Below are 22,500 nucleotides of genomic sequence, written 5' to 3' on the forward strand. Positions count from 1 at the left end.
CCAAGGCCGGCAAGGTCACCCTCACCGTGTGGGACCAGCAGATCCGCGGTGGCCAGAACGCCGCGATCGAGCGGCTCAACAAGCAGTTCGAGGAGAAGTACCCCAACGTCAGGATCAAGCGGGTCGCCCGCGGCTTCAACGACCTGAAGAAGACCCTCAAGCTGGCCCTCAGCGGCGACAACCCGCCCGATGTCGTCCAGGCCAACCAGGGCTACTCCGACATGGTGGCCTTCGCCCACGCGGGGATGCTCACCCCGCTCGACAGCTACGCGGGCCTCTACGGCTGGAACACCCGCTTCCCGCAGACGCTGCTCAACCTCAACCGCGTCTCCGCCGACGGCAGCCGGTTCGGCACCGGACAGCTGTACGGGATCTCCCAGGAGGGGGAGTACATCGGCGTCTACTACAACAAGAAGGTGCTGCGGAAAGCCGGTGTCGAACCCCCCAGGACCTGGCAGGAGTTCACCGGCGCGCTGCCGAAGCTGAAGAAGGCCGGACAGCTTCCCGTGCAGTTCGGCAACCTCGACAAGTACCCCGCCATCCACACCTTCGGCGTCCTCCAGAGCCAGGCGGCGGGCAGCGCGGAACCCGTGCGCGAGACCGTCTTCGGACGCGGCGAGGGCTTCGACACCGACGCCACCCGCCAGGCGGCCCGCACCCTCGCCGACTGGGCCGAGAAGGGCTACATCCCCAAGGGCGCCAACGGCAAGGGCTACGACGACGCGGCCAAACAGTTCGCCGACGGCAAGGGCGCCTTCCTCGTCACCGGCACCTGGCAACTGGCCGACCTGCGCAAGCCCATGGGCGACGACCTCGGTTTCATGCCGCCGCCCCCGGCCCGCGGCAAGCCGCCGGTCACCACCGGAGGAGAGGGCCTGCCCTGGTCCCTCACCTCCAAGAGCGACCACCCCGAAGTGGCCGCCGCCTACCTGGACTTCCTCACCGGCGAGCACGCCTCGAACGTGATGGCGGAGGAAGGCGTGCTGCCCGTCGTACCGGGCAAGGCCGCCGGGAAGACCGATCCCGGGTCCGCCGGCGGCCAGATGATCGCCGGCTGGAAGAAGCTGAACGCCGCCGACGGACTGGTGCCCTACCTCGACTACACCACCCCCACCTTCTACGACACCCTCTCCGCCGACCTGCAGGGCGTCCTGAGCGGCAGCGTCGCCCCCGGCCGGCTCGCCGCCCGGATGCAGAAGGAGTACGAGGACTTCCGCGCGGAGCAAAAGCGCGACGAGCGCGAGGACGTCCGATGAGCACCGGCGCCCGGAGCGGGCCCGCCGCCCTCCGCGGCCTCACGACCCGCTACCGGCGGCAGGCACCCGGCGAACCGCGGGCCGTCGGCTACCTGTACATCCTGCCCGCGCTGGCGGTCTTCGGCGTCTTCCTGCTGTGGCCGCTGGGCCAGACCGCCTGGCTCTCCCTGCTGCACTGGGACGGGCTGACCGCGGCCACCTGGGCCGGGGCCGACAACTACCGGGCCCTGCTCACCGACCCCGAACTGCGCGCCCCCTTCGCACACGCCGCGGTGCTGCTGCTGTTCTACGCCGTCCTGCCCGTGGCGCTCGGCCTGCTGCTGACGGCGGCGCTCACCCGGTTCCGCATCCGCGGGATGACGTTCTTCCGCACCGTGCTGTTCCTCCCGCAGGTGCTGGCCATGGTGGTCGTCGGCGTCGCCTGGCGCTCCATCCTGGCACCCGACGGCCTGCTCAACGACACCCTGCGGGCCCTCGGACTGGACGGGCTGGCCCGCTCCTGGCTCGGGGACGAGACCTGGGCGCTGCCCGCCGTGGGCGCCATCGGCACCTGGGTGGAGACGGGACTGTGCCTGGTGCTCTTCCTGGCCGGCGCCCAGCGCATCCCGCGCGAACTGTACGAGGCGGCCCGCATCGACGGGGCCGGCCCGGTACGCGAGTTCTTCACCGTCACCCTGCCCGGACTGCGCGCCGAGACCGCCGTCGCCCTCACGCTGACCCTGGTGGCGGGGCTGCGCAACTTCGACCTGATCTACATCACCACCAGCGGCGGCCCGGGCAACGCCACCTCCGTGCCCGCGTACGAGGTCTACCGCCGCGCCTTCGAGACCGGTGAGGTCGGCTCCGCCTCGGCCATGGGCATCACCCTCACCGCGGTGATCTTCGCACTGACCATGGTGGTCACCCGGCTGGTGGAGGGCCGAGCCCGATGAACACGCAGACCACGACGCGCACCGAGCGCGGTGTCACCTACGGCATCCTCGGCCTGTTCGCGCTCCTGGCACTGACCCCGGTCGCCGGCATCCTGTCCACCGCGCTGTCCAGCCAGACCTCCCTCAGCACCGGCTTCGCCCTCCCCGACGGGCTCGACTGGGAGAACTTCGCCGACGCCTGGACCCGCGGCCACTTCGGCAGCTACCTGCTCAGCTCCGTCCTGGTGTCCGTCGCCGTGGTGGCCGCCACGACGGTGCTGGCCACGCTCGCCGCCTACGCCTTCGGGACCATGCGCTTCCCCGGCTCCACCGCGCTGTTCTACCTGTTCGTCATCGGCCTCACCCTGCCGCAGGAAGCCGTGATCGTCCCGCTCTACTTCGACCTGCGGCACTGGGGCCTGACCGACACCTACGGGGGGCTGATCCTGCCGCAGACCGCGCAGTCCCTCGCCTTCGGCGTCTTCTGGATGCGCACCTACTTCCGCAACACCCCGCGCTCGCTGCTGGAGGCCGCCCGTATCGACGGGGCCGGCCACCTCTCGACGCTCACCCGCATCCTGGTGCCGATGGGACGGCCCGCGTTCTCCACCCTGGTCGTCATCGTCTTCATGTGGACCTGGAACGAGTTCCTCATGGCGCTGGTGATGGTCAGCGACGAGGCCCATCGGACGGTCCCGCTGGGCCTCGCCTTCTTCCAGGGCCAGCACGCATCGGACACGGCCTTGCTGGCCGCCGCCGCCACACTGATCGCCCTGCCGGTCGTTCTTGTCTACCTGGTACTGCAACGCCGTTTCATCCAGGGCATGCTGACGGGCTCCGCCAAGGAATGATGGACGGCGTCCGCCCCGCCTGTCAGCGCGCGGAGTGCTTCGTGGCTGCCACGAAGGCCGACCATGCGTGCGTTGAGAAGGCGAGCGGGGCCCGTTCGGTGTCCTTGCTGTCCCGTACAGGGACGGTGCCCTTTCGCGCCTCGGAGGGCGCCCACTCAAGGCACTGCCCGCCGTCGCCACCGCTGTAACTGCTCTTGAGCCAAGACCTGTTGGCTGTGCCCATCGGCTGCCCTTCTCCTATCACGCTTTGGAGCGAGTTGAGTGACTTTGCCTGTCAGCGCGCGGGGTGCTTCATGGCTCCGACGAAGGTGGTCCAGGCAGCTGTGGAGAAGCGCAGTGGCGTCCGGCCGGTGTCTTTGCTGTCCCGTACGGGGATGACACCGGTGGCTGCCGAAGCGGGCATCCACTCCAGGCAGTTGCCACCCTGCCCGCCGCTGTAACTGCTCTTGAGCCAAGGGCCGTTGGTCGTGCTCATGGGGTGCGCTCTCCCATCACGCTCTGGATCAAGTTGAGTGACTGAGCCGGCGACAGTGCGTCCGCGCGCAGCCGGTCAAACAGGTTTTGTGCGGTTCCTACGTGCTCCGGAGAGTCAATCACACGGCCGATTCCCTGGCCCTCCGAGTACACGACAGGCGGGTGGTCGTCAGGGAATTTCAGTAGCGTGAACGGTGACTCCGCCGGAGGCGCACCCGCGCTGAACGGCAGCACCTGAAGCGTGACGGCCGGGTAGTCGGCCACGGCTGCCAGATGACGAAGCTGATCACGCATCACTGCGTCTCCGCCGACCTTGCGCCGCAGGCACGCTTCGTCCAGCACCAGCCACAGAAGCGGTGGGCGATCGCTCTCGTGCAGCTTGCGTCGTTCCATCCGCAGATCGACTTTGGCGGACGTCTGCTCAGGGGTGTCGAGGGGCTGTCCAGAGCGCAGCAGTGCGCGAGCGTACTCCCGGGTCTGTACGCCGCCGAAGACCAAGTTCGTGCTGTAGTCGCAGATTTCGGATGCTTCCTTCTCCAGCTCGACGAAGGGCGCGAACCAGTCCGGATGGTCGACATCCATGAGTCGCCGTAACTGTTCGGCGAACAAGTCACCGGTGCCGAACGCGACATCGCAGCCCTTTGCGAACTTCATCGACGGCGTGATGGTGCCCTTTTCGACCTTGCTGACGTACCCCTCGCTGTAGCCGGTGGCCGCTCCGAGGTGCTTCTGCAGCATCCCGCGTGCATGCCTTACTCGCTTGACGTCTTCCCCGAACGAGGTAGGCATCACCGGATTCAAGTCACTGACCCGCTTCCGCTTTCTTGCCATCTTCGACCAGCTCCTCTGTGCCTAGAACGGTCGGACGCATGTCCTCGCATACTTGCGTCTTCGCGCTCAAGTGGCCCAAGCGTATCCCGGTTGTGTTGGGCTGACTACACAACGCAAGCAAGCGGCAAGGAGGCAGGGGCATGCCCGAGGACGGAGCGAGCATGGGCGCGGTGGTGGACGCCGGGTGCCGGGACTGCGCATGGTTCCGGACGGTGATCGGCGAGGCCCGAGGGGCGGGGGATGACAGGAGCGCGGCGGATCTGGAGGCGTTGCAGGGGCGGCACCTGCACCAGAAGCACGACCCGGACGCCAGGTCCGGGCGGAACGGCCTGCCGGGTGTGTGACATGTGGAAGGTCGGCGACACGGCGAGGGACGTGAAGAGCGGCCGCACCGGGGAAGTCGTGGAGGTGACCGGTCCGGCCCCGTACATCTACCGATTGAGGGTCGTGACAGGCCCCCACGAGCCCCCGATCATGCTGTATCGCTACGCGGCCGACCTTCGCCGCGTAGCGGCCCCCGTCTCCCGGCGCACTTGAGCCGGCCGGTTCAAGGCTGCGGCGGCGGGGAGAGGACGAGCCGGTGGGCGGTCTCCTGCTCCACGCGGGGGCGGGAGTAGACGAGAGGGAACGTCCCGTCCGCGGCCCAGCCCTCGAAGAGATCCGCATAGTGGGGGGAGCGGGGGTCGCCGGACTGGCCGGGGGAGTTCATGGCGAGGGAGCGGTCCCAGTCGCCGACGTCCACCACCATGCGGAAGCTCGCCCCGGCGCTCTGCCGGAAGTCGGGCAGGTACGCGGCGGCACCCACCGTGTCACCGCTGCCACCCCGCGGAAGGGGACCGAGCCGGCACCAGTCGGGTGTCTCGGTCACTCCCTGGCGGGCCAGCAGCGGGGCCACCGGGTGGCGGAGTTCGGCCCGGTGCAGGGCGCCCCAGGACCAGTGGTCCGGGTCCTCGCCCAGCAGCCCGGCGACCGCCGCCGCGGCCTCGCCCAGCGTCGCCAGCAGCAGTGGTGGCAGGTCGCAGTCCGGGTCGGGGGCGGCCAGCAGCCGCAGGTCGACGCGGGGGTCCGCCGAGTCGCCCTCGACGGGCAGCACCCGCGCGAGCGCCTCCTCCAGCCGTGCGGCAGGGACCAGGGGCCGCAGCGCCCGGCGCAGCAGGGCGGGCCGCAGGTGCCGCCGGAACCACACCTCGAACAGCGCGGCGGCGGCCGAGCCGGCGCGCAGCTCGCCGTCCCAGTCGCGCAGCAGCGCCAGCCCGGTCCGCACCCGGGGGTCCGTACTCTCCAGTCCGGACAGCAGCGGCAGCACGCGGCGTGCGGGCAGGCTGACGTAGTCGGTCTGGAGCCGTACGCAGTCCTCGGCCGTCCAGTCGTCCCGGGCCGCGAGGGCTTCGGCGCACCGCTGGTGGCGGAAGGGCGCGTACCAGTCGTGGGTGACGGGCCGCTCGGTGTGCGGGTGGCCGGGCGGCAGGTTGAACTGGTTCGCCGTCGCGAGCCAGCCCTGCTCGGGGTCGCGTTCGGCGGGCAGCTCGTCGGCGTCCAGGAAGCCGTCCCACTCGTAGCGCCCGTCGCCGGGCACCGGAAGCGTGCCGTCCCAGCCGCGCCGCCGCGGAACGCGTCCGGCCGGGCGCCAGCCGACCGTCCCGTCGGGCGCCGCGTACACCTGGTTCTCACCCGGAGCGCCCCACCGGCGCATCGCCGCGAGGAACGCGTCCGGGCTCTCGGCGCCCATGTAGCCGGCGCTGCCCAGGTACGGCGCCATGCCGGGGCCCAGCCAGGCGGCGCGGACCGCGAAGGCGGCCTGCTTCTCGGGGCGTTCGCGGATGACGGGTCCGTGCCGGGTGAACCACATCCGGGCCCGTACCGGCTTCGCGTCCCTCACCGGGATGTCCTCGGTCACGCACGTCATCGGCTCCCAGCCGTCCCCGTAGGCGTAGGAGTGCGGGTCATCGGGCCGGGTGCGGTAGACGTACAGGTCCTCCTGGTCGATCGGGAAGATCGTCAGCCCGAACGCGATCCGGCCGTTGTGCCCGATGGAGATGCCGGGCAGCGCCGGTTCGCCCGCGCCGATCACCTCCAGTCCCGGGGCCGACAGGTGGGCGAGGTAGCGCAGGGAGGGCAGGGTGAGCGCCCGGTGCGGATCGTTGGCCAGCAGCGGGCGCCCGGTGGCGGTGCGGGAGGGCGCCAGCACCCAGTTGTTGCTGCCGTCAAGGCCTTGGCGGGGCGGGGTGCTCGCGTCCCAGGGCGGGATGGTGGCCAGGTCGTAGACGCGGAGCACGTCGTCGGGGACGACTTCCAGGTCCAGGCCCTCGGGGACGCGGAGCCGGTGGCCCTCCGGCTCGCGCGCCTTGCGCAGTTCCTCCACCTCGGGGCCGAAGTCGCGCAGTGTGCGGGCCCGGGCCACCTCCTCGCGGAGGTTGTAGTAGAGGCCGTGCGTGCGGATGCGGGCCAGGTCGTCGTGGTGCCAGTACGACGGCGTGTGGCCGAGCGCGGCGAACTCCGCGGGGAGGGAGCCGGCCGCCAGCGCGTGCGCCACATACGCGTTGAGCCCCGCGACGAAGGAGCGCGCCATCTCCTCGGTGCCCGGCCCGTACGCGGCCCACTCCTCGGCCATCCCGCCCCGGTACAGGAACAGCCGGGCCGCCCGGTCGTGCTCGACGTACTGCTCGCCGAACACCTCGGCCAGCAGCCCCAGTCCGCGCCGCCGCCACAGGTCGAGCTGGAAGAGCCGCTCGCGGGCGGCGTTGAAGCCCTGGGCGAGGAACAGGTCGGCCCGACAGGCGGCGTACAGGTGCGGTACGCCCCAGCGGTCCACCAGGATCTCGACGGGCTGCTCAAGACCGGGGACCTCGTACCTGGTCACGTTCACGCTGGTGCCTCCTCGGGGATCACGCCGGCTCCCGCTCCGGGGACGGGCTGGGCCGTGCCGGTGTCGTCGCGGGCGCGGACGGCCGGGCGTAGGTGAGTGCGACGGCCACCAGCAGGTTGGCGGCGAGGCCGACCACGCCGCCGTTGACACCGTGCCAGGGGTCGTTGTCCGTCCACCACAGCAGCAGTACCACGCCCAGCCCCACGAACAGGCCCGCGACCCCGGCCCCCGCCGTCAGCCGCCGCCAGTACAGCGAGAGCAGCGCGAGCGGGACGAGCTGGGCCAGGCCCTCGTAGGAGAGCACCGACAGCTGCACCAGGGTGTCGGGGTGGAAGAGGGCGCCGAGCAGGGCGACGAGCCCGGCGAGGAAGCACACCAGTTGGGAGAGCCGTTTGACGCGTACGTCGTCCGCGCTGCCAGGCTCGGTGTCGCGGCGGGCGCGGCTGCGCGGGTCGGCACCGTTGCCGCCGCCGAGCAGGGTGCGGCCGCACAGGGTGCCGATCGCCAGCATGAACACGCTCATCGGCACGATCGCCGACAGGGCGCCCGCCACCCCGATCACCGCGACGACGGGCGCCGGCAGCGAGTCCGTCACCAGCCGGAACAGCGCCAGGTCCGGGTTGTCCAGGGCGGGCAGCGCGAACAGGGCGACGGCGCCGACCATCATCGGGATGAACAGCAGCAGTTGGTACCAGGGCAGCAGCAGGGCGTTGCGGCGCAGCGCGTTGGGGCTCCTGGCGCTGAGATACCCGGCGACGGTGGTGGGGAAGACGGAGATGGTCACCGCGTTCAGCAGCAGCGTGGAGACGAACCAGGTGCCGTTCAGCCCGCCCGACGCGTGGCCCGGGAAGGTCAGCCACTCGGGCTTCTCCCGCACCATCCGCGTCATCAGATCCCCGTACCCGTCCAGGTAGTGCAGCGGCACCCACACCGCCAGGAACACCACCGCCACGATCACCAGGACGTCCTTGAGCACGCTCACCCACGCCGAACCCCGCAGCCCGGACACCAGGATGAACGCCTCCGCGACGACGAACGAGACCACGGCCGCCACACGCAGATCGACACTGCCGTAGGTCATCGCGTTCACCACCACGCCCATGCCCTGGATCTGCACCTGGACGTACGGCACGATGAACACCGTCGCCACCACCGCCACCGTGATGCCGACGGGGCGGGAGCGGAACCGGTGCTCGGCCATGTCGGCGATGGACAGCAGCCGGTGGCGGCTCGCATAGGTCCACAGGGCGGGGCCGACCACGTACGCCACGGCGAACCCGACCGTCAGATAGGCCACCAGGTAGAGGATCGGCACGCCGTAGGAGTACGACCAGCCCGCCGTGCCCAGGAACGAGAAGCTGGTGTAGGTCTCACCCGCCATCAGCAGCCAGATGAACAGCACGCCCAGGCCCCGGCTGGAGACCGACCACTCGGCCATCCCCCTGTCCCGTCCGCGGGCGCTGAGCACGCCGATGGCGAGGGTGGCCACCATGGCCAGCCCGAAGATCGTCGTGGCGACCGCCGCCGAACCGCTCATCGCGCGCCTTCCTCCTCATCGGCCGGAAGGGGCTCCACGGCGCCCTGCCGGAAGGCCGGGTCGAGGCGCGAGACCACCCAGATGACGAGCGGGCTGACGCACGTCGCCGCCACGATCCAGAACAGCAGGAAGGGCAGCCCCAGGACACGGGGTTCGACGCGGTTGGCCAGCACGGGGGCGGCACAGTAGAGGAGTGCGGGCACCAGGAGGAGCCACAGCGCGGGGCGCCTGGCTCTGCCGCGGGGGAACCCCGCGAGGGGGTCCTCCCCCTGGACGGGTCGCTGCTCGGGCATGGCGGGGTGCTCCTTGGGGGAGGGGCGGACGGGTCGGCTCGGCGGGTCACACGGCGGGGTCGTAGCGTCCGTCCACGGCGGTCCAGCCGCCGTCGACGGTCAGCACGCTGCCGGTCACGAAGGTGGAGGCGTCGGACATCAGGTACACCAGGGCGCCGGCGATCTCGTCGGCCCGCGCCCACCGTTGCAGCGCCGAGGCCCGCGCGTAGGCGTCGTACCACTCGGGGTCGGCCGCGATCTGGTCGGTCAGCGGGGTGCGCACGACACCGGGCGCCACGGCGTTGAACCGCACACCCCGCGGCCCCCATTCGGCAGCGGCGGTGCGCAGCAGCTGGATGAGGCCCGCCTTGGAGGCGGCGTACACGCCCTGGCCGGGCTCGACCTGGAAGGCCCGCATGGAGGAGAGGCAGGCGACCGAGCCCCGGCCGCGCGCGGCCATGCCCGGCGCGCAGGCCCGCACCAGCGAGAAGTGGGCCCGCAGGTTGAGGGCGACCACCCGCTCGAACTCCTCGGCGGTGTAGTCCGCCAGGCGTTTGCGGACGTTGACGCCGACGGTCGCCACGAGGCCGTCCAGCGGACCCCAGTCCGCCGCTGCCCGCCTCAGCGCCGTCTCGTCCAGCACGTCGAGGGCGCAGGGCGAGGCCCCGGCTCCGGCCAGCCGGACGGTCTCGGCCGCCCCGGCCTCGTCCCGGTCGGCGACGATCACCTCGGCGCCGTGTGCCGCCAGCGCCCGTGCCGCCTCCCTGCCGATGCCGCCGGCACCGCCGACGACGGCGATGCGCCGCCCGTCGAGCCGGAACAGGCGGCTGTAGTCGATGCCGTTCACGGCCTGATCACCGCCATCTTCGTCACCGTCAGCTCCTCGATCGCGAACCGGGGGCCCTCGCGGCCGATCCCGGAGTCCTTGACGCCGCCGTAGGGCGCGACGTCGCAGCGGTAGCCGGGCACCTCGTTGATCACCACGCCGCCGACGTCGAGTTCGTCCAGCGCGCGGAACGCCACGTCCAGGCGGTGGGTGAAGACGGCGGCGTGCAGCCCGTAGCGGCTGGCGTTCACCGTCGCGAAGGCCGCGTCCAGATCGGGTACCGCGCGCAGGCACACCACGGGTCCGAAGACCTCCTCGTCCCAGGCGGGCTGCCCGTCGGGCACGTCCGCGAGCAGCGCGGGGGTCAGGCACCGTCCTTGGCGCTCGCCGCCCGCGACCAGGCGGGCACCCGCCGCACGCGCCCCGTCGATCCAGGCCAGGACCCGTTCGGTGGCCGCCTCGTCGATGAGCGCGGCGACGCGGGTGTCCTCCTCGCGCGGGTCGCCCACCGGCACCCGGGCCAGCCGTTCCCCGATCCGGCGTTCCAGTTCGGCGGCGACCGCGTCCTCGGCGATGACGCGCTGCACGGCGATGCACGCCTGCCCCGAGGCGTAGTACCCGCCGCGCACCACGGCGTCGGCCGCGGCGTCCAGATCGGCGTCGGCGGCGACGACCAGCGCCGCGTTGGAGCCCAGCTCCAGCACGACCTTGCGGGGCGCGGCGTCGCGCGCGATGCGGTGTCCCACGGCGGCCGAGCCGGTGAAGGAGACGGCGGCGACCTCCGGGTGCGTGGTGAGGGTCCGCCCGACGTCCGCGTCACCGGTCACCATCTGGACGAGACCCGCCGGCGCCCCCTCGGCGACCAGCCGCTCCCGCACCAGGTCGACCAGCCACAGCGTCGCCAGCGGGGTGGCGGGCGCGGGCTTGACGACGACCGGGCATCCGGCGGCCAGCGCGGGCGCGATCTTGTGGGTGGCGAGCATCATCGGATAGTTGAACCCGGCGATGCCCACCACGACGCCGACGGGCCGCCGTGTCCAGAAGCCCGTCATCCCGTCGCCGGACGGCAGCCCGTCCAGCGGCACCGTCTCCCCGTGGAGGTGCGCCACCTCGTCGGCGGCGGCCCGCCAGGTGGCGACGGCCCGTACGACCTCCGTACGGCAGTCCACCCGCGGCTTGCCCGTCTCCAGGACGAGCAGGTCCTCCATACGTGCGGCCACGCCCTCCAGCGCGTCGGCCACCGAGCCGAGGACGGCGCGCCGGGTGCGGGTGGGCAGCGCCGCGGCCCGGCGACGCAGGCCGGCCGCGTGCTCCACGGCCCGTGCCGCCAGTGCCGCGTCACCGACGGGCGCCTCGGCCACGGGGCTCGCGTCGTAGGGGAAGGCGACCGTCCGGTGGGAGGGGGCCGGCACCCGGCCCTCGCCGACCGGCAGCCCCTCGGGGAACTCCCCGCCCTGCCACAGGTTCACGCCGTCGCTCCTTCCACCGGGGCGCCACCGGTGAGGAAGTGGTGCGCCGCGTCCGCGTACACGCGGGCGTACTCACCGATCTCCCGCACCGCCACGAACTCGTCCACCTGGTGGGCGATCCACTTGCCGCCCGGGCCGTAGACGACGGTGGGCAGTCCGGCGTCCCGGGTGAGGATCGTGCCGTCCGTCGTGCCGGGCACCGCGCCGAACGCGGGTGCCCGGCCGTGCACCCGGGTGTGAGCCGCGACCAGGCCCCGCACCACGGGGTGGTCCTCGGCCAGCTCGATCGCGGGCCGGTCGTCCACCACGGTCAGCTCCACCTCCACCCCGAAGACGCCCGCCACCTCCTGGGCGGCCGTGCGGATCCGCCCGGTCAGCTCGGCGTGGTCGGTGCCGGGGATCGTCCGGACGTCGACGCCGACGACGCCGTGCGCGGGGATGACGTTGAGCTGGTCGGGGTCGCCGCCGAGCAGCACGGTGGGGGTGACCGTGACCGTCCCGGCGTGCGGGTGCGTGCCGTAGCGCGCCGCAGCCCACCGCTGCACCGTGCCGAGCGCCTCCACGATCCGGGCGCCCGCCGCGATCGGGCTGCGGCCCTCCTGCGGCATGGCGCCGTGCGCCATCGCACCCGTCAGGTCGAGGCGCAGCCGGATACCGCCGCGTGCCGAGGTGCACACCTCGTAGCCCTCGGGTTCGCAGACGATGACACCGTCCACCTCGCGCGCCAGCGGTGAGGCGGCGAACGCCTTGGCGCCGAGCATCATGCCCTCCTCGTCGGCCAGCACGCCCAGCACCACGCGGCCGGGGAAGGGGCCCGCCAGCTGGAGGGCCCGGACGCCGTGGATCATGGCCGCCACCCCGGACTTCATGTCGGCCGTGCCGCGGCCGTACATCCTCCCGTCGCGGATCTCGGCGCCGTAGGGGTCCACGCTCCAGTCGGCGGGGTCACCCTCGGTCACCACGTCCGTGTGGCCCTCGAACATCAGCGTGGGGCCCGGGCCCCCGCCGCCGTCGACGACCGCGACCACATTGGGTCTGCCCGGCGCCACCTCCGTGACGGTGTGCTCCCAGCCGAAGCGGGTGAACAGCGCGGCCACCAGGGCGGCGGCGGGTTCCTCGACGGCCTCGGCCCCCTCGGAGTTGACGGTGCGCAGCCGTACCAGCTCCCGGGTCAGGGCGACGGCCGCCTCGGTGTCGAGCAGGGAATCCCACGGCAGTGTGCCGGGAGCGGAATGCATGGAACCTCCACGTCCCCGTCCGGGCCAGTCCCGCGCGGCCGTCCAGAGGGCCAGGCGACTGGTCAGACCAGTTGATCACCCGTACTCTGCTGGTGGGCCGGCGCCCCGGTCAAGGGGTCGGCAGACAGCAGCACACGGACGCGGGAGGGGTGGCGATGTCCGCCGAGTCGCCGGGGCACGGGAGAGGACACGCCGGGGGAGAGCCCGGGAAACCGGCGGCCTTCGCACCGGTGCGGCCGGTGCGGGCCTACCAGCGGGTCGCCGAGCAGATCGAGGAGCGCATCCTCTCCGGCGCTCTGCCGCCGGGCTCCCGGCTGCCCGCCGAACGGGAGTTGGTGCGCCAGTTCGACGTGGGGCGCTCCACCATCCGGGAGGCGCTGCGGGTCCTCCAGTCCTCGGGCCTGATCCGCTCCCGGCCCGGCGACCCGCAGGGCGCCGAGGTACTGGGAGTCTCACCCGACACCCTCAGCCACGCGCTGGGCCGGCTCGCCCGCTCCCATCTGTCCGGGCTGGGGGAGCTGATCCAGTTCCGGATGGTCCTCGACGCGGAGAGCTACCGCCTCGCGGCGCGGCTCCACACCGAGGAGGACCTGCGGCGGCTCACCGAACTCGCCGACCGCATGGAGGAGTACGTGCCGCACGACCCGCACGCCTTCAGCCGGGCCGACGCCGAGTTCCACCGCGTCGTCGCGGAGGCCGGCGGCAACGCGCTGCTGGCCCTGTGCGCGCGGGCCGTCCACGACGCCGTCGCGGACGCCATCGAGAGCAAACTGGCCCGCGCGGAGCGCGCCGGTGAGGCCGCCGACTGGATGCGCCGCTCGGTCGTCCACCACCGCCACGTCCTCGCGGCGCTCGGCGACGGGGACGGCCCCAGGGCGGCCCGGCTCGGCCGGGAGGCCCTCCACGACTCCTACGCCCCGCACGTGTCCGAGCAGGACCGCGCGCGGCTGCGGGCGGCACTGGACTGACGCCGCGAGCGGCGCGGGGCCGGGCGGGGGCGGTTCAGGACCGGCTGAAGACGTCCATGTAGCCGCCCCAGTCGGGTCCGTCCCAGCTGACGGAGAGCTTGGTGCCGTCGGGCTTGACCTTCACGGTGCCCTTCTCACGGCCCTTGGGAGGCTTGGCGCACGTCAGCTCGATGCGCTGCTTCCCGGTCCCCGCGCCGGTCACTTCGCCGGGGCAGGCCGAACCGCTGGTGGCCACGGCCTTGGTTCCGGTGATCTTCAGCGTCCTGATGGGGTTGTCCTTGTTGCCGGCGCGCCAGGTCCCGTCCAGCCCCTTGGCCCCGGCCCCGCCCGCCGCCTCGGCGGAGTCCCCGTCCTCGGCGGGGTGCGCGTCCTTGGGGGAGTGCGCGTCCTTCGAGGCGTTCCCGCCCTGCGCGCTGTGCGCACTGCTCGACGGTCCGCCGCTCTTGTCCGCGCCGCTCTTGTCCGGTCCCTTGCCGTCCCCGTCGGAGCCGCAGCCCGCCAGCAGCGCCGCTGTCAGCACCAGTCCGGCCGCACCCCACTTGGTGTCCACGCTCTCGTCTCTCCTTTCTCGTCCGCTCGCCGAGCCGTGTACACGCCGCCGGTCTCAGGTGGCGACGTAGTCGGTCAGGACGCAGCCCTTCACCAGGGAGGGCCGCTTCGTGTACCCGCTGGGGACCTTCAGGTCCGGGTCGCAGTTCAACAGCAGCAGTTCGGTGGAGAGCAGCCCGCTGTCGCGGATCTTGCCGACCGGGTCGACGGCGAAGTCGGCGCCGACCAGGAAGCGCCCCGAGGTGAGCGAACTGCTGTCCGAGGACCGGGCGTTGTCCATGACGTACGCCTTGTAGCGCCGCTGGAAGGCCGCCATGTCCTTCGTCATGTAGACCATGTAGCTGTTGGTCCAGTCCTCCCCGCAGACGCCCTTCTCCTCGATGCTCCAGGCCGCGGCCTGCCGCTTCTCGGCGGGGGAGGCGTCCTCGGGGACGCGGTCGACGAAGCCGTCGGCGGGCAGCCGGTCGTCGGTCTCCTCGGAACTCATGTCGTAGCAGGGCAGTTGGGTCTTCCCCAGATAGGTCTCCACGCCCCGGAGGGTTCCGGCGTGCGGGAGTCCGCTCAGCGACCCGCCGCCCCCCGCGTCCTCCCGCTCGCCGCGGCCGTCGTCCGGCCGCTGTCCGCCGTCGTCCGGCCGCTGCCGCTTCTCCGGCGGCGCGGTCGAGGCGGTCTTGGAGCCGGCGTCCCCGTCGCAGCCGGTGAGGGCGGTGAGGGCGAGGAGCGCCGCCGCGACAGCGAGGGTGGGCTTCGTGCGCATCTGTGGGGTCTCTCTCCGTGGGCCGGACGCCTGTGCGGCCGTCTCTCCCTGCCAGGACTTAATGCATCAGATCATGCATTAAGTGTGGTGGCGACAGTAGCACACGGGCGCCGGCGCCGGTGCGGCACACTGACACCGCGGAGCCGCGGCAGGCACCGCCCGGGCAGGGGTGGCCAGGCCCCGGAGAACCTGTGACGACGCGGGGGTGGAAGGTGGCGCGACAGCGGCCGGCCCACGGCTCGGTGCGGCCGGGGGGCAGAACGGCCCGGACCCGGACGGCGGTGCTGGAGGCGGCGCTGGAGGAACTGGGCGCCGGCAGGTACGGCGGGCTCACGGTCGAGCGGCTGGCGTCCCGCGCGGGCGTGCACGCCACCACCGTCCGCCGCCGCTGGGGCTCGGTGCACGGAGTCGTCCTGGACCTCTTCGACCACGTGGTGGAAGACGTCGCCGTCCCCGACACCGGCAGCCTCCAGGAGGACCTCCGCCTGCTGCTCCAGGGCGTCCTGGCCCTCTACGACTCCCCGGGGAACCGCAATCTGCTGGCCCGCATGATCGAGGCCGTGGCCGAACACCCGGGCGGCGCCGAGGTGATGCGTGACTTCTTCGCGGCGCGGACCCGGCAGGTGGCCGTTCTGGTCGAACGCGCCGCCGCCCGGGGCGAGGTGCCCCGGGGGACGCGGGCCGCCGAGGTCGTCGAATCCCTCTGCGCACCGGTCTACTACCGCCTGCTGGTCACCCACCAGCCGCTCGGCCCCGGCGCCGCGGACCGGCTGGCCGCGATCACCTCCCGCGCGGCCCGCGCGGGAGCCTTCACCTGACCCCCTCCCGCCCGCGCTCCTCCCGCGCGGGGTCCCCGTCCCGATACCCCTCCCGCCCGCGCTCCTCCCGTTCCCGGTGCTCTCGACCGTGGCCGTCCCGCCCGTGGTTCTCGACGGCGGGGCCCGGGAGGAGGTCGCGGAGGTCGGCCACGGTGCCGTGACCGGCCTCGGCGAGCCACCCGGCGGGGGTGGGCCCGCCGGTGTAGCCCACGACGGGCATGCGGGCGGCGAGGGCCGCGCGCACACCGGCCGGGCTGTCCTCCACCACCAGGCAGTCGGCGGGCGGCACCCCGCACTCGGCGGCGGCGTGCAGGAACAGGTCGGGCGCGGGCTTGCCCTCCCGGACGTCGTCGGCGCTGAAGACCCGGCCCGCGAAGCGCTCCCACAGACCGGTGGCCGTCAGGGAGTGGCGGATGCGGGGATGGCTGCCGCTGGAGGCGACGCAGTACGGGGTCCCCCGCGCGTCGAGCGCGTCCAGGAGCGCGCGGACGCCCGGCATGGTGTGCGGGGCGGCGTCGAAGGCGGCCGCGACGCGGGCGCGGTACTCCACGAGCCAGCTCTCGTCCACGGGCACCGTCGCATGGGCGCGCACCTGTGCGAGGAGATAGGGCTCGGGGGTGCCCAGGAACAGCTCGCGGACGTCGTCGGGGGTGAGCGGCCAGCCCGCCTCGGTCGCCATCGCGGCCACTACCTCGGGCCCGATCCGCTCGGTGTCCACCAGCACGCCGTCGCAGTCGAAGACGACGAGCCGCGCCGCCGCGAGTGCCTGGGCGGGGGAGGGGCCGGTCGCGTTGTCCATACGTCCACTCCATCACGCCGCCCGGCACCGGCCCCCGCCGGGTCGGCGGGGGCCGGCGGCCTCATTCCCGCGTACCGCCGAGCCGGGCGGTCACCCAGGAGTGGAACTCCCCGATGTGGTGCTCGCTGGGCACCAGGACGCCGCCGTCCCGGTAGGCGCGGGAGGCCATGGCGGGCTGGGTGCGCTCGCAGGCGTCGAAGTCCTGCAGGTTGACGCGGTGGAACAGCTCCACCGAGTGCGAGACGTCGGCGCCCGAGGCCACCACCCCGGGTGCGTAGAGCCAGTCGCACTCGACCACCGTGCGGTCCTCGGCCAGCGGGAACATCCGGTGCCAGATCACATGGTCGGGGACGAGGTTGACGAACACCTGAGGGCGGACGGTGAGCGCGTAGTAGCGGCGGTCGTGCTCGTCGGGCACGCCCGGCAGCCGCTCGAAGCCCGCGCTGCCGTCCACCGTGAACCCCTCCGCCTCGCCGGAGAACTCCGGGCCGTGGCCCACGTAGTACTGGGCCGCGAAGCCGTCCGCGAACTCCGGGAGCACCTCGGTCAGTTCGGGGTGGATGGTGGCGCAGTGGTAGCACTCCATGAAGTTCTCGACGATGAGCTTCCAGTTGGCCGCCACGTCGTAGGTGTGCCGCCTGCCCAGCGCCAGTTCCTCGATCCCGTAGTGCGCGATGACGTCGGGCCCGCCGAGCCGTTCCGCGACGTCGGCCTGCACCGTCTCCTCGAACGGGGGCGGTTGGGCGGCCAGGCACACCCACGCGTATCCCAGCCACTCGCGCAGGGCCACGGTGTGCAGTCCGTAGGCAGCGCGGTCCACGTCCGGCATCCGCGTCAGGTTCGGCGCCGCCGTCAGCCGGCCGTCCAGGTCGTAGGTCCATGCGTGGTACGGGCACTGGAGGCTGCGCCGCACCTCGCCCGCCTCGGCCGTGCACAGCCGGGCGCCGCGGTGCCGGCACACGTTGAGGAAGGCCCGCAGCCCGCCCCGCCGGTTGCGGGTGATCAGCACGTTCTCCCGGCCGACCTGCACGGTACGGTAGGCGCCGGGTTTGTCCAGGTCGGCCGCGCGGACCGCGCAGAACCACTCGGTCTCGAAGATGCGTTCCTGCTCGCGCCGGAAGTTGTCCGGATCGGTGTAGCGGTCTCCGGGCAGGGTCGCCAGCAGGCTGGTGACGGCGGTCGTCATGACGTGGTCTCTCCCTCGGGCGTGGCGGAGTGCCGCAGCTCGCTCCTGCGCGGGTCGAACAGGGCGATGGGGTGCTCGGTGGTGCCGGTCAGCGCGAGGTCGGCGACGATCTCGCCGACGACGGGCACGAACTTGAAGCCGTGCCCGGAGAATCCGCACGCGACCGTCACCGCCCCGGGGTGCTCGGGGTGCCGGGCCAGCACGAAGTGCTCGTCGGCGGTGGTGGTGTACATGCAGGTGACGGCCTTGCGCAGCCGTCCGGGCAGGTCGGGGATGCGGGGCCGCAGCTGGGCGGCCATCGCCGCGGTCTCCTCGTCGCGCACCGTGCGGTCGATGGTCTCCGGGTCGCAGACCACCCCCTTGCGGAAGAAGGCGGCCTTCGCGCCGCCGTCCTCGCCCTCGATCGCCGGGAAGCCGTAGATCTGTACGCCGTCGCGGTCCTCCCACACGTAGATGGGGTGCCGCTCCGGTGTGAACGGCGCCGTGCCGCCTCGCGGGTGGAACCAGTACATGACCTGCCGTTCGACGGTGAAGCCCACCCCCAGGTCGGCCAGCAGGCGCGGGGCCCAGGCCCCTGGGCAGATCACCAGGTGCCCGGAGGTGTGGACGCCGTCCGCCGTGTGCACCCGCACCCCCGCGCCGCCGGGCAGCACCTCCCAGCGGGTGACCGGCTCCTCGAACCGCAGGTCGGCGCCCGCCCGCTGGGCGAGTTGGAGCTGTGCGGTGACGGTCGCCTCCGGGCGTACGAAACCGGCCCTCTCCTCGTAGAGGGCGACCTCGTCCGGGGCCGGGGTGAGGGTGGGGAAGCGGCGCCGGATCTGGGCGGCGTCCAGCATCTCGTGGGGCAGCCCCCACTCCCGTGCCGAACGCCGGCTGCCGGCCACCGCGCGGCTGTCCGGGCGGCCCAGCATCAGACCGCCGCACAGGGTCATGAGGGAGCGCCCGGTGTCCCGCTCCAGCTTCGCGAACAGCTCGTAGGAGCGCAGCAGCAGGGGGACGTAGGCCGGATCCTCGAAGTAGGACTGACGGGTGATGCGGGAGCCGCCGTGGCTGGATCCGCGGTTGTGCGCCGGGCCGAAGCGCTCCAGCCCGAGGACCTGGTGGCCGCGGGCCGCCAGGTGGTAGGCGGCGGCACTGCCCATGCCGCCGAGGCCGATGACGATGACGTCGCGGGTGCGTGACACTGCGGGCCTCCGGAGGTCAGCGGCGGATGCGGGCCATTTCGGGGTCGAACAGGGGCTCCGCGGCGACGGTCGCCGCGACCTTCTCGCCGAAGTACTCGATGTGGACCGGCGTGCCCGGCACGTCCGCGTCCGCGGGCAGCCAGGCGTAGGCCACGCACCGCCCCACGCTGTAGCCGTAGGACGCGCTGGTCACGTACCCGGCGACGACGCCGTCGAGGTGGACGGGTTCGCCGCCCATCACCACCGCGGCGTCGTCGTCGAGGGTGAGGCAGACGAGCCTGCGCGCGGCCGGCCCGCGTGCGGCGAGCGCGTCCCGGCCGGTGAAGTCGCCCTTGGCGGGGCGGACGGCGAAGGAGACGCCCGCCTCCTCGGGGGTGTGCTCGGTGGTCATGTCGACGCCCCAGGCGCGGTACCCCTTCTCCAGGCGCAGACTGTTGAAGGCGCCGCGCCCGGCCGCGACCGCACCGAGCCGCTGTCCGGCCTCCCACAGCGTGTCCCACAGCCGCAGCCCCACATCGGCGTCCGCGTACAGCTCCCAGCCCAGCTCGCCCACGTAGCTGACGCGCAGGGCGGTGACCGGCACATGGCCGACGTAGGTCTCCCGGGCCTTGAAGTAGCCGAACGCCTCGTGCGAGAAGTCGGCCGGGGTGAGCGGCTGCACCAGTTCCCGGGCCAGCGGGCCCCAGACGCCCACGCAGCAGGTGCCCGAGGTGACGTCCCGGATGTGCACGCCCTCCGGCGCGTGCCGCACCAGCCAGTCCAGGTCGGCGGGGGAGTTGGCGCCCAGCTGCCAGCGGTCGGGCCCCAGCCGGGCGGCCGTCAGGTCGCTGCGGATACCGCCCGCCTCATCCAGCAGCAGGGTGTAGGTGACCGAACCGACCCTCTTTTTCAGGTTGTTGGTCGTCATCCGCTGGAGGAAGTCCAGCGAGCCGGGGCCGGTCACCTCCAGCCGGCGCAGCGGCGTCATGTCGTAGAGCGCGACCCTCTCCCGGGTGATCCGGGCCTCGGCGGCGGCGATCGGCGACCAGTGCCGCGCCGACCAGCTGTCGCGCTCCGGCAGCCGCAGCCCCAGCTCCTCGACCAGCGGCGCGTTGGCCTCGTACCAGTGCGGCCGCTCCCAGCCGCCCGACTCCAGGAAGGAGGCGCCGAGTTCACACTGCCGGGGGTAGAAGGGGCTGGTGCGCAGCGGGCGGGCCCGCTCGGCGGGCTGGAGCGGGTGGATCACGTCGTACACCTCGACGAAGCTGCGCTCGCCCCGGTCGCGTACGTAGGCGGGGGAGCGCTGGGCCTTCTCGAAGCGGTGCGGGTCGCACTCGTGCGCGTCCACGGTGGTGCGGCCGTCGGTCATCAGCTCCGCCACGGCGCGGGCGGCCCCCGCCGAGTGGGTGACCCACACGGCCTCGGCGAACCAGAAGCCGCGCAGCTGGTGGGACTCGCCCAACAGCGGCATGCCGTCCGGGGTGAAGGAGAAGACCCCGTTGAAGCCCTCCTCCACGCGGGAGCCGGCCAGGTCCGGCAGCATGCGGCGGCTCTCCGTCCAGCTGGCCGCGAAGTCCTCCTCGGTGAAGGGGAGCGAGGAGGGCATCACCGGCGCCTCGTCGTAGGAGGGGACGGTGTACGGGTCCACGGGCAGGGGGCGGTGTGCGTAGGTGCCGATGCCGATGCGGCCCGGGCCGCCCTCGGGGTCGAGGTGCTCGCGGTAGTACAGGTCGTGGTCCTGGTGGCGCAGGATGGGGCGCACCGCCTCGGCCCGCTCCGCGCCGCCCGCCCCGGCGAGGGCCGGCAGCGGTGCCGTCCTGGCGTACTGGTGGGCGAGCGGCAGCAGCGGGACCTCCACTCCCGCCAGCGCGCCGATGACCGGGCCCCAGAATCCGGCCGCGGAGACCACGTGGTCGGCCGGGAAGGTGCCGCGGTCGGTGACCACGCCGGTCACCCGCCCGCCCGCGCGCTCCACGCCGGTGACCGTGTGCCGCTCCAGGAAGCGGGCGCCGCGCCGCTCGGCCCGCCGGATCTGGGCCCGGCAGGCGGGCAGGGCGCGGGCCAGCCCGTCGCCTGGGGTGTGGAACCCGCCGAGCACGGTGTCCGGGTCCAGCATCGGGAACAGCTCGGCGCACCGCTTCGGTCCGATCAGCTCGCCCTCCACCCCGGAGGCGGCGGCGAGCCCGGCCTTGCGGTGCAGGTCCTGCCAGCGGGCCTCGGTGGTGGCGACCTCCAGCCCGCCGACCGGCAGGAAGCAGGGGCGTCCGGCCACGCGCAGCGCGCCGAACTTCTCGACGGTGTAGCGCGCGTACGCGGTCAGCGTCCGGGACGGGCTGGTACGGAAGACCAGGCCGGGCGCGTGGGAGGTGGACCCGCCGGGCGCGGCCAGCGGCCCCTGTTCGAGGACGGTGACATCCCGCCAGCCGCGTGCCGTCAGCTCGTCCGCCAGCGAACACCCGACGATCCCGGCCCCGATGACGACGACCCGCCCGGTGCGCGGGGCCACCCTGTGCGCCGCGTCCCCGTTCACAGGACCACCACCGATCGCAGCACCTTGCCCCGCCGCATCCGTTCGAAGGCGGCCTCGACCTCCTCCAGCGCGATCGTCTCGGTGACGAAGGCGCCCAGGTCGAGCTTGCCGGAGAGATAGAGGTCGATCAGCACGGGGAAGTCCCTGCTGGGCAGGCAGTCCCCGTACCAGGAGGACTTGAGGGCGCCGCCCCGGGAGAACAGCTCCTGGAACGGCAGCTCGATGGTCACCCCGGGCGCCGGCACCCCGGCCTGGACGAGGACGCCCGCCAGATCGCGCATGGCGAACCCCTGCAGATACGTCTCGGGCCGGCCGACGGCCTCGATGACGATGTCGGCGCCGAACCCGCCGGTCAGCTCCCGCACCGCCTCGACCGGGTCGGTGCCGCGCGAGTTGACGCTGTGGGTGGCGCCGAACTGGGTGGCCGTGTCCAGCTTGGCGTCGTCGATGTCCACGGCGATCACCCGCCGGGCGCCGGCCAGCGCGGAGGCGGCGATGGCCGCGTTGCCGACACCGCCGCAGCCGATGACGGCGACGGTGTCGCCCCTGCCGACGCCGCCGGTGTGCACGGCGGCGCCCCAGCCGGCCATCACGCCGCAGCCGATGAGTCCGGCGGCCTCGGGGCGGGCCGCGGGATCGACCCGTACGGCCTGGCCGGCGGCGACGAGCGTCTTGTCGGCGAAGGCGCCGATGCCCAGGGCCGGGCTGAGCGGGGTGCCGTCCAGCAGCGTCATGGGCTGCCGGGCGTTGCGCGAGTCGAAGCAGTACCAGGGCCGTCCCTTGCGGCAGGAGCGGCAGCTTCCGCACGGTGCGCGCCAGGCGAGGACGACGAAGTCCCCGGGGCGCGGGTCGGTGACGCCGGGGCCCGCCGCTTCGACGATGCCCGCGGCCTCGTGGCCGAGCAGGAACGGGAAGTCGTCGCTGACGGCGCCCTCCCGGTAGTGCAGATCGGTGTGGCAGACACCGCATGCCTGGATGGAGACGAGGACTTCTCCCGGGCCGGGGTCCGGTACCAGGACCGTCTGCACCTCGGCGGGGGCGTCCTTCTTCATCGCGATGACAGCGCGGACCTCGTGTGGCATTCCCAGACCTCGCAGTTGTTGCGTAGTGCACGACTGGTTGCGCTATGGGAGACATAGTGAGAACGCCGCTCCCCGCCGTCAAGAGATGTGGATCAGTGGTTGCTGACGGCGCATCAG

23 protein-coding genes are annotated in these 22,500 nt (G+C 72.9%); 6 read left to right on the forward strand and 17 right to left on the reverse strand.

Annotation, left to right across the window (positions count from 1 at the left end):
- The 3 genes from FM076_RS28270 to FM076_RS28280 all read left to right on the forward strand — a co-directional run.
- Positions 1-1,256 (forward strand): ABC transporter substrate-binding protein (locus FM076_RS28270; RefSeq protein ID WP_173873694.1); only part of this gene is annotated, 1,256 nt, incomplete at its 5' end.
- On the forward strand, positions 1,253-2,188 hold the full coding sequence (locus tag FM076_RS28275) for a carbohydrate ABC transporter permease (RefSeq protein ID WP_173873695.1): 936 nt from the start codon (positions 1,253-1,255) through the stop codon (positions 2,186-2,188). The genes FM076_RS28270 and FM076_RS28275, both read left to right, overlap by 4 nt.
- Complete coding sequence (locus FM076_RS28280) at positions 2,185-3,018, forward strand: carbohydrate ABC transporter permease (RefSeq protein ID WP_173873696.1); 834 nt, start codon at positions 2,185-2,187, stop codon at positions 3,016-3,018. Before FM076_RS28275 ends, FM076_RS28280 begins: the two co-directional genes overlap by 4 nt.
- 22 nt (positions 3,019-3,040) lie before the next feature.
- Here the strand turns inward: FM076_RS28280 and FM076_RS28285 are convergent, their stop codons facing one another.
- From FM076_RS28285 to FM076_RS28295, 3 genes are read right to left on the reverse strand one after another with little or no spacing between them, the layout of a single operon-like run.
- On the reverse strand, positions 3,041-3,241 hold the full coding sequence (locus tag FM076_RS28285) for a DUF397 domain-containing protein (protein WP_173873697.1): 201 nt from the start codon (positions 3,239-3,241) through the stop codon (positions 3,041-3,043).
- A gap of 51 nt (positions 3,242-3,292) precedes the next feature.
- Positions 3,293-3,493: a DUF397 domain-containing protein gene (locus FM076_RS28290; protein WP_173873698.1), complete on the reverse strand. Its 201-nt coding sequence runs from the start codon at positions 3,491-3,493 to the stop codon at positions 3,293-3,295.
- The gene (locus FM076_RS28295; protein ID WP_173873699.1) at positions 3,490-4,323 is read right to left on the reverse strand and encodes a helix-turn-helix domain-containing protein; all 834 of its coding nucleotides are present in this window, start codon (positions 4,321-4,323) and stop codon (positions 3,490-3,492) included. Before FM076_RS28295 ends, FM076_RS28290 begins: the two co-directional genes overlap by 4 nt.
- Before the next feature lie 140 nt (positions 4,324-4,463).
- Between FM076_RS28295 and FM076_RS28300 the strand changes: the two genes are divergently transcribed.
- Positions 4,464-4,667, forward strand: coding sequence for a hypothetical protein (locus tag FM076_RS28300; RefSeq protein ID WP_173873700.1), 204 nt, complete (start codon positions 4,464-4,466; stop codon positions 4,665-4,667).
- Between the two features lie 203 nt (positions 4,668-4,870).
- On the opposite strand, the gene FM076_RS28305 is transcribed toward FM076_RS28300, so the two are convergent.
- From FM076_RS28305 to FM076_RS35400, 7 genes are all read right to left on the reverse strand, one after another.
- Positions 4,871-7,189 (reverse strand): penicillin acylase family protein, encoded by a 2,319-nt coding sequence (locus tag FM076_RS28305; RefSeq protein WP_173873701.1) that lies wholly within the window; start codon positions 7,187-7,189, stop codon positions 4,871-4,873.
- Between the two features lie 19 nt (positions 7,190-7,208).
- Complete coding sequence (locus tag FM076_RS28310; RefSeq protein WP_173873702.1) at positions 7,209-8,726, reverse strand: sodium:solute symporter family protein; 1,518 nt, start codon at positions 8,724-8,726, stop codon at positions 7,209-7,211.
- The gene (locus FM076_RS28315; RefSeq protein WP_173873703.1) at positions 8,723-9,019 is read right to left on the reverse strand and encodes a DUF3311 domain-containing protein; all 297 of its coding nucleotides are present in this window, start codon (positions 9,017-9,019) and stop codon (positions 8,723-8,725) included. Before FM076_RS28315 ends, FM076_RS28310 begins: the two co-directional genes overlap by 4 nt.
- Positions 9,020-9,065: 46 nt before the next feature.
- Positions 9,066-9,845, reverse strand: a complete 780-nt coding sequence (locus FM076_RS28320; protein WP_345945283.1) for an SDR family NAD(P)-dependent oxidoreductase — start codon at positions 9,843-9,845, stop codon at positions 9,066-9,068.
- The gene (locus FM076_RS28325; protein WP_173873704.1) at positions 9,842-11,293 is read right to left on the reverse strand and encodes an aldehyde dehydrogenase family protein; all 1,452 of its coding nucleotides are present in this window, start codon (positions 11,291-11,293) and stop codon (positions 9,842-9,844) included. Before FM076_RS28325 ends, FM076_RS28320 begins: the two co-directional genes overlap by 4 nt.
- A complete protein-coding gene (locus tag FM076_RS28330) occupies positions 11,290-12,531 on the reverse strand; it encodes a M20 family metallopeptidase (RefSeq protein ID WP_173873705.1) in 1,242 nt (413 codons plus the stop codon). The genes FM076_RS28325 and FM076_RS28330 overlap by 4 nt, the downstream gene beginning before the upstream one ends.
- Before the next feature lie 62 nt (positions 12,532-12,593).
- Positions 12,594-12,722 (reverse strand): LEPR-XLL domain-containing protein, encoded by a 129-nt coding sequence (locus tag FM076_RS35400; RefSeq protein WP_428815081.1) that lies wholly within the window; start codon positions 12,720-12,722, stop codon positions 12,594-12,596.
- Between FM076_RS35400 and FM076_RS28340 the strand changes: the two genes are divergently transcribed.
- Complete coding sequence (locus tag FM076_RS28340) at positions 12,687-13,499, forward strand: FadR/GntR family transcriptional regulator (RefSeq protein WP_173873707.1); 813 nt, start codon at positions 12,687-12,689, stop codon at positions 13,497-13,499. The two genes, FM076_RS35400 and FM076_RS28340, sit on opposite strands and share 36 nt — an antisense overlap.
- Before the next feature lie 34 nt (positions 13,500-13,533).
- Here the strand turns inward: FM076_RS28340 and FM076_RS28345 are convergent, their stop codons facing one another.
- Both FM076_RS28345 and FM076_RS28350 read right to left on the reverse strand, forming a co-directional pair.
- Positions 13,534-14,049: a hypothetical protein gene (locus FM076_RS28345; protein ID WP_173873708.1), complete on the reverse strand. Its 516-nt coding sequence runs from the start codon at positions 14,047-14,049 to the stop codon at positions 13,534-13,536.
- A 54-nt stretch (positions 14,050-14,103) separates the two neighbouring features.
- A complete protein-coding gene (locus FM076_RS28350) occupies positions 14,104-14,805 on the reverse strand; it encodes a hypothetical protein (RefSeq protein ID WP_173873709.1) in 702 nt (233 codons plus the stop codon).
- Positions 14,806-14,996: 191 nt separating this feature from the next.
- Here FM076_RS28350 and FM076_RS35115 point away from each other — a divergent pair, with 191 nt between their 5' ends.
- Positions 14,997-15,623 (forward strand): TetR/AcrR family transcriptional regulator C-terminal ligand-binding domain-containing protein, encoded by a 627-nt coding sequence (locus FM076_RS35115; RefSeq protein ID WP_173873710.1) that lies wholly within the window; start codon positions 14,997-14,999, stop codon positions 15,621-15,623.
- Here FM076_RS35115 and FM076_RS28360 read toward each other — a convergent pair.
- From FM076_RS28360 to FM076_RS28380, 5 genes are all read right to left on the reverse strand, one after another.
- Positions 15,616-16,422: an HAD family hydrolase gene (locus FM076_RS28360; protein WP_173873711.1), complete on the reverse strand. Its 807-nt coding sequence runs from the start codon at positions 16,420-16,422 to the stop codon at positions 15,616-15,618. The two genes, FM076_RS35115 and FM076_RS28360, sit on opposite strands and share 8 nt — an antisense overlap.
- Positions 16,423-16,483: 61 nt before the next feature.
- Positions 16,484-17,608 (reverse strand): aromatic ring-hydroxylating oxygenase subunit alpha, encoded by a 1,125-nt coding sequence (locus FM076_RS28365; RefSeq protein WP_173873712.1) that lies wholly within the window; start codon positions 17,606-17,608, stop codon positions 16,484-16,486.
- Positions 17,605-18,792, reverse strand: coding sequence for an N-methyl-L-tryptophan oxidase (solA, locus tag FM076_RS28370; RefSeq protein ID WP_173873713.1), 1,188 nt, complete (start codon positions 18,790-18,792; stop codon positions 17,605-17,607). Before solA ends, FM076_RS28365 begins: the two co-directional genes overlap by 4 nt.
- Positions 18,793-18,808: 16 nt before the next feature.
- A complete protein-coding gene (locus FM076_RS28375) occupies positions 18,809-21,301 on the reverse strand; it encodes a GcvT family protein (RefSeq protein ID WP_345945285.1) in 2,493 nt (830 codons plus the stop codon).
- Positions 21,298-22,383 (reverse strand): S-(hydroxymethyl)mycothiol dehydrogenase, encoded by a 1,086-nt coding sequence (locus FM076_RS28380; protein ID WP_173873714.1) that lies wholly within the window; start codon positions 22,381-22,383, stop codon positions 21,298-21,300. The genes FM076_RS28375 and FM076_RS28380 overlap by 4 nt, the downstream gene beginning before the upstream one ends.
- Between the last annotated feature and the right edge of the window lie 117 nt (positions 22,384-22,500).

Origin of the sequence: Streptomyces albus subsp. chlorinus, assembly GCF_013302895.1 — a bacterium.
Taxonomy (GTDB): Bacteria; Actinomycetota; Actinomycetes; order Streptomycetales; family Streptomycetaceae; genus Streptomyces; species Streptomyces chlorinus.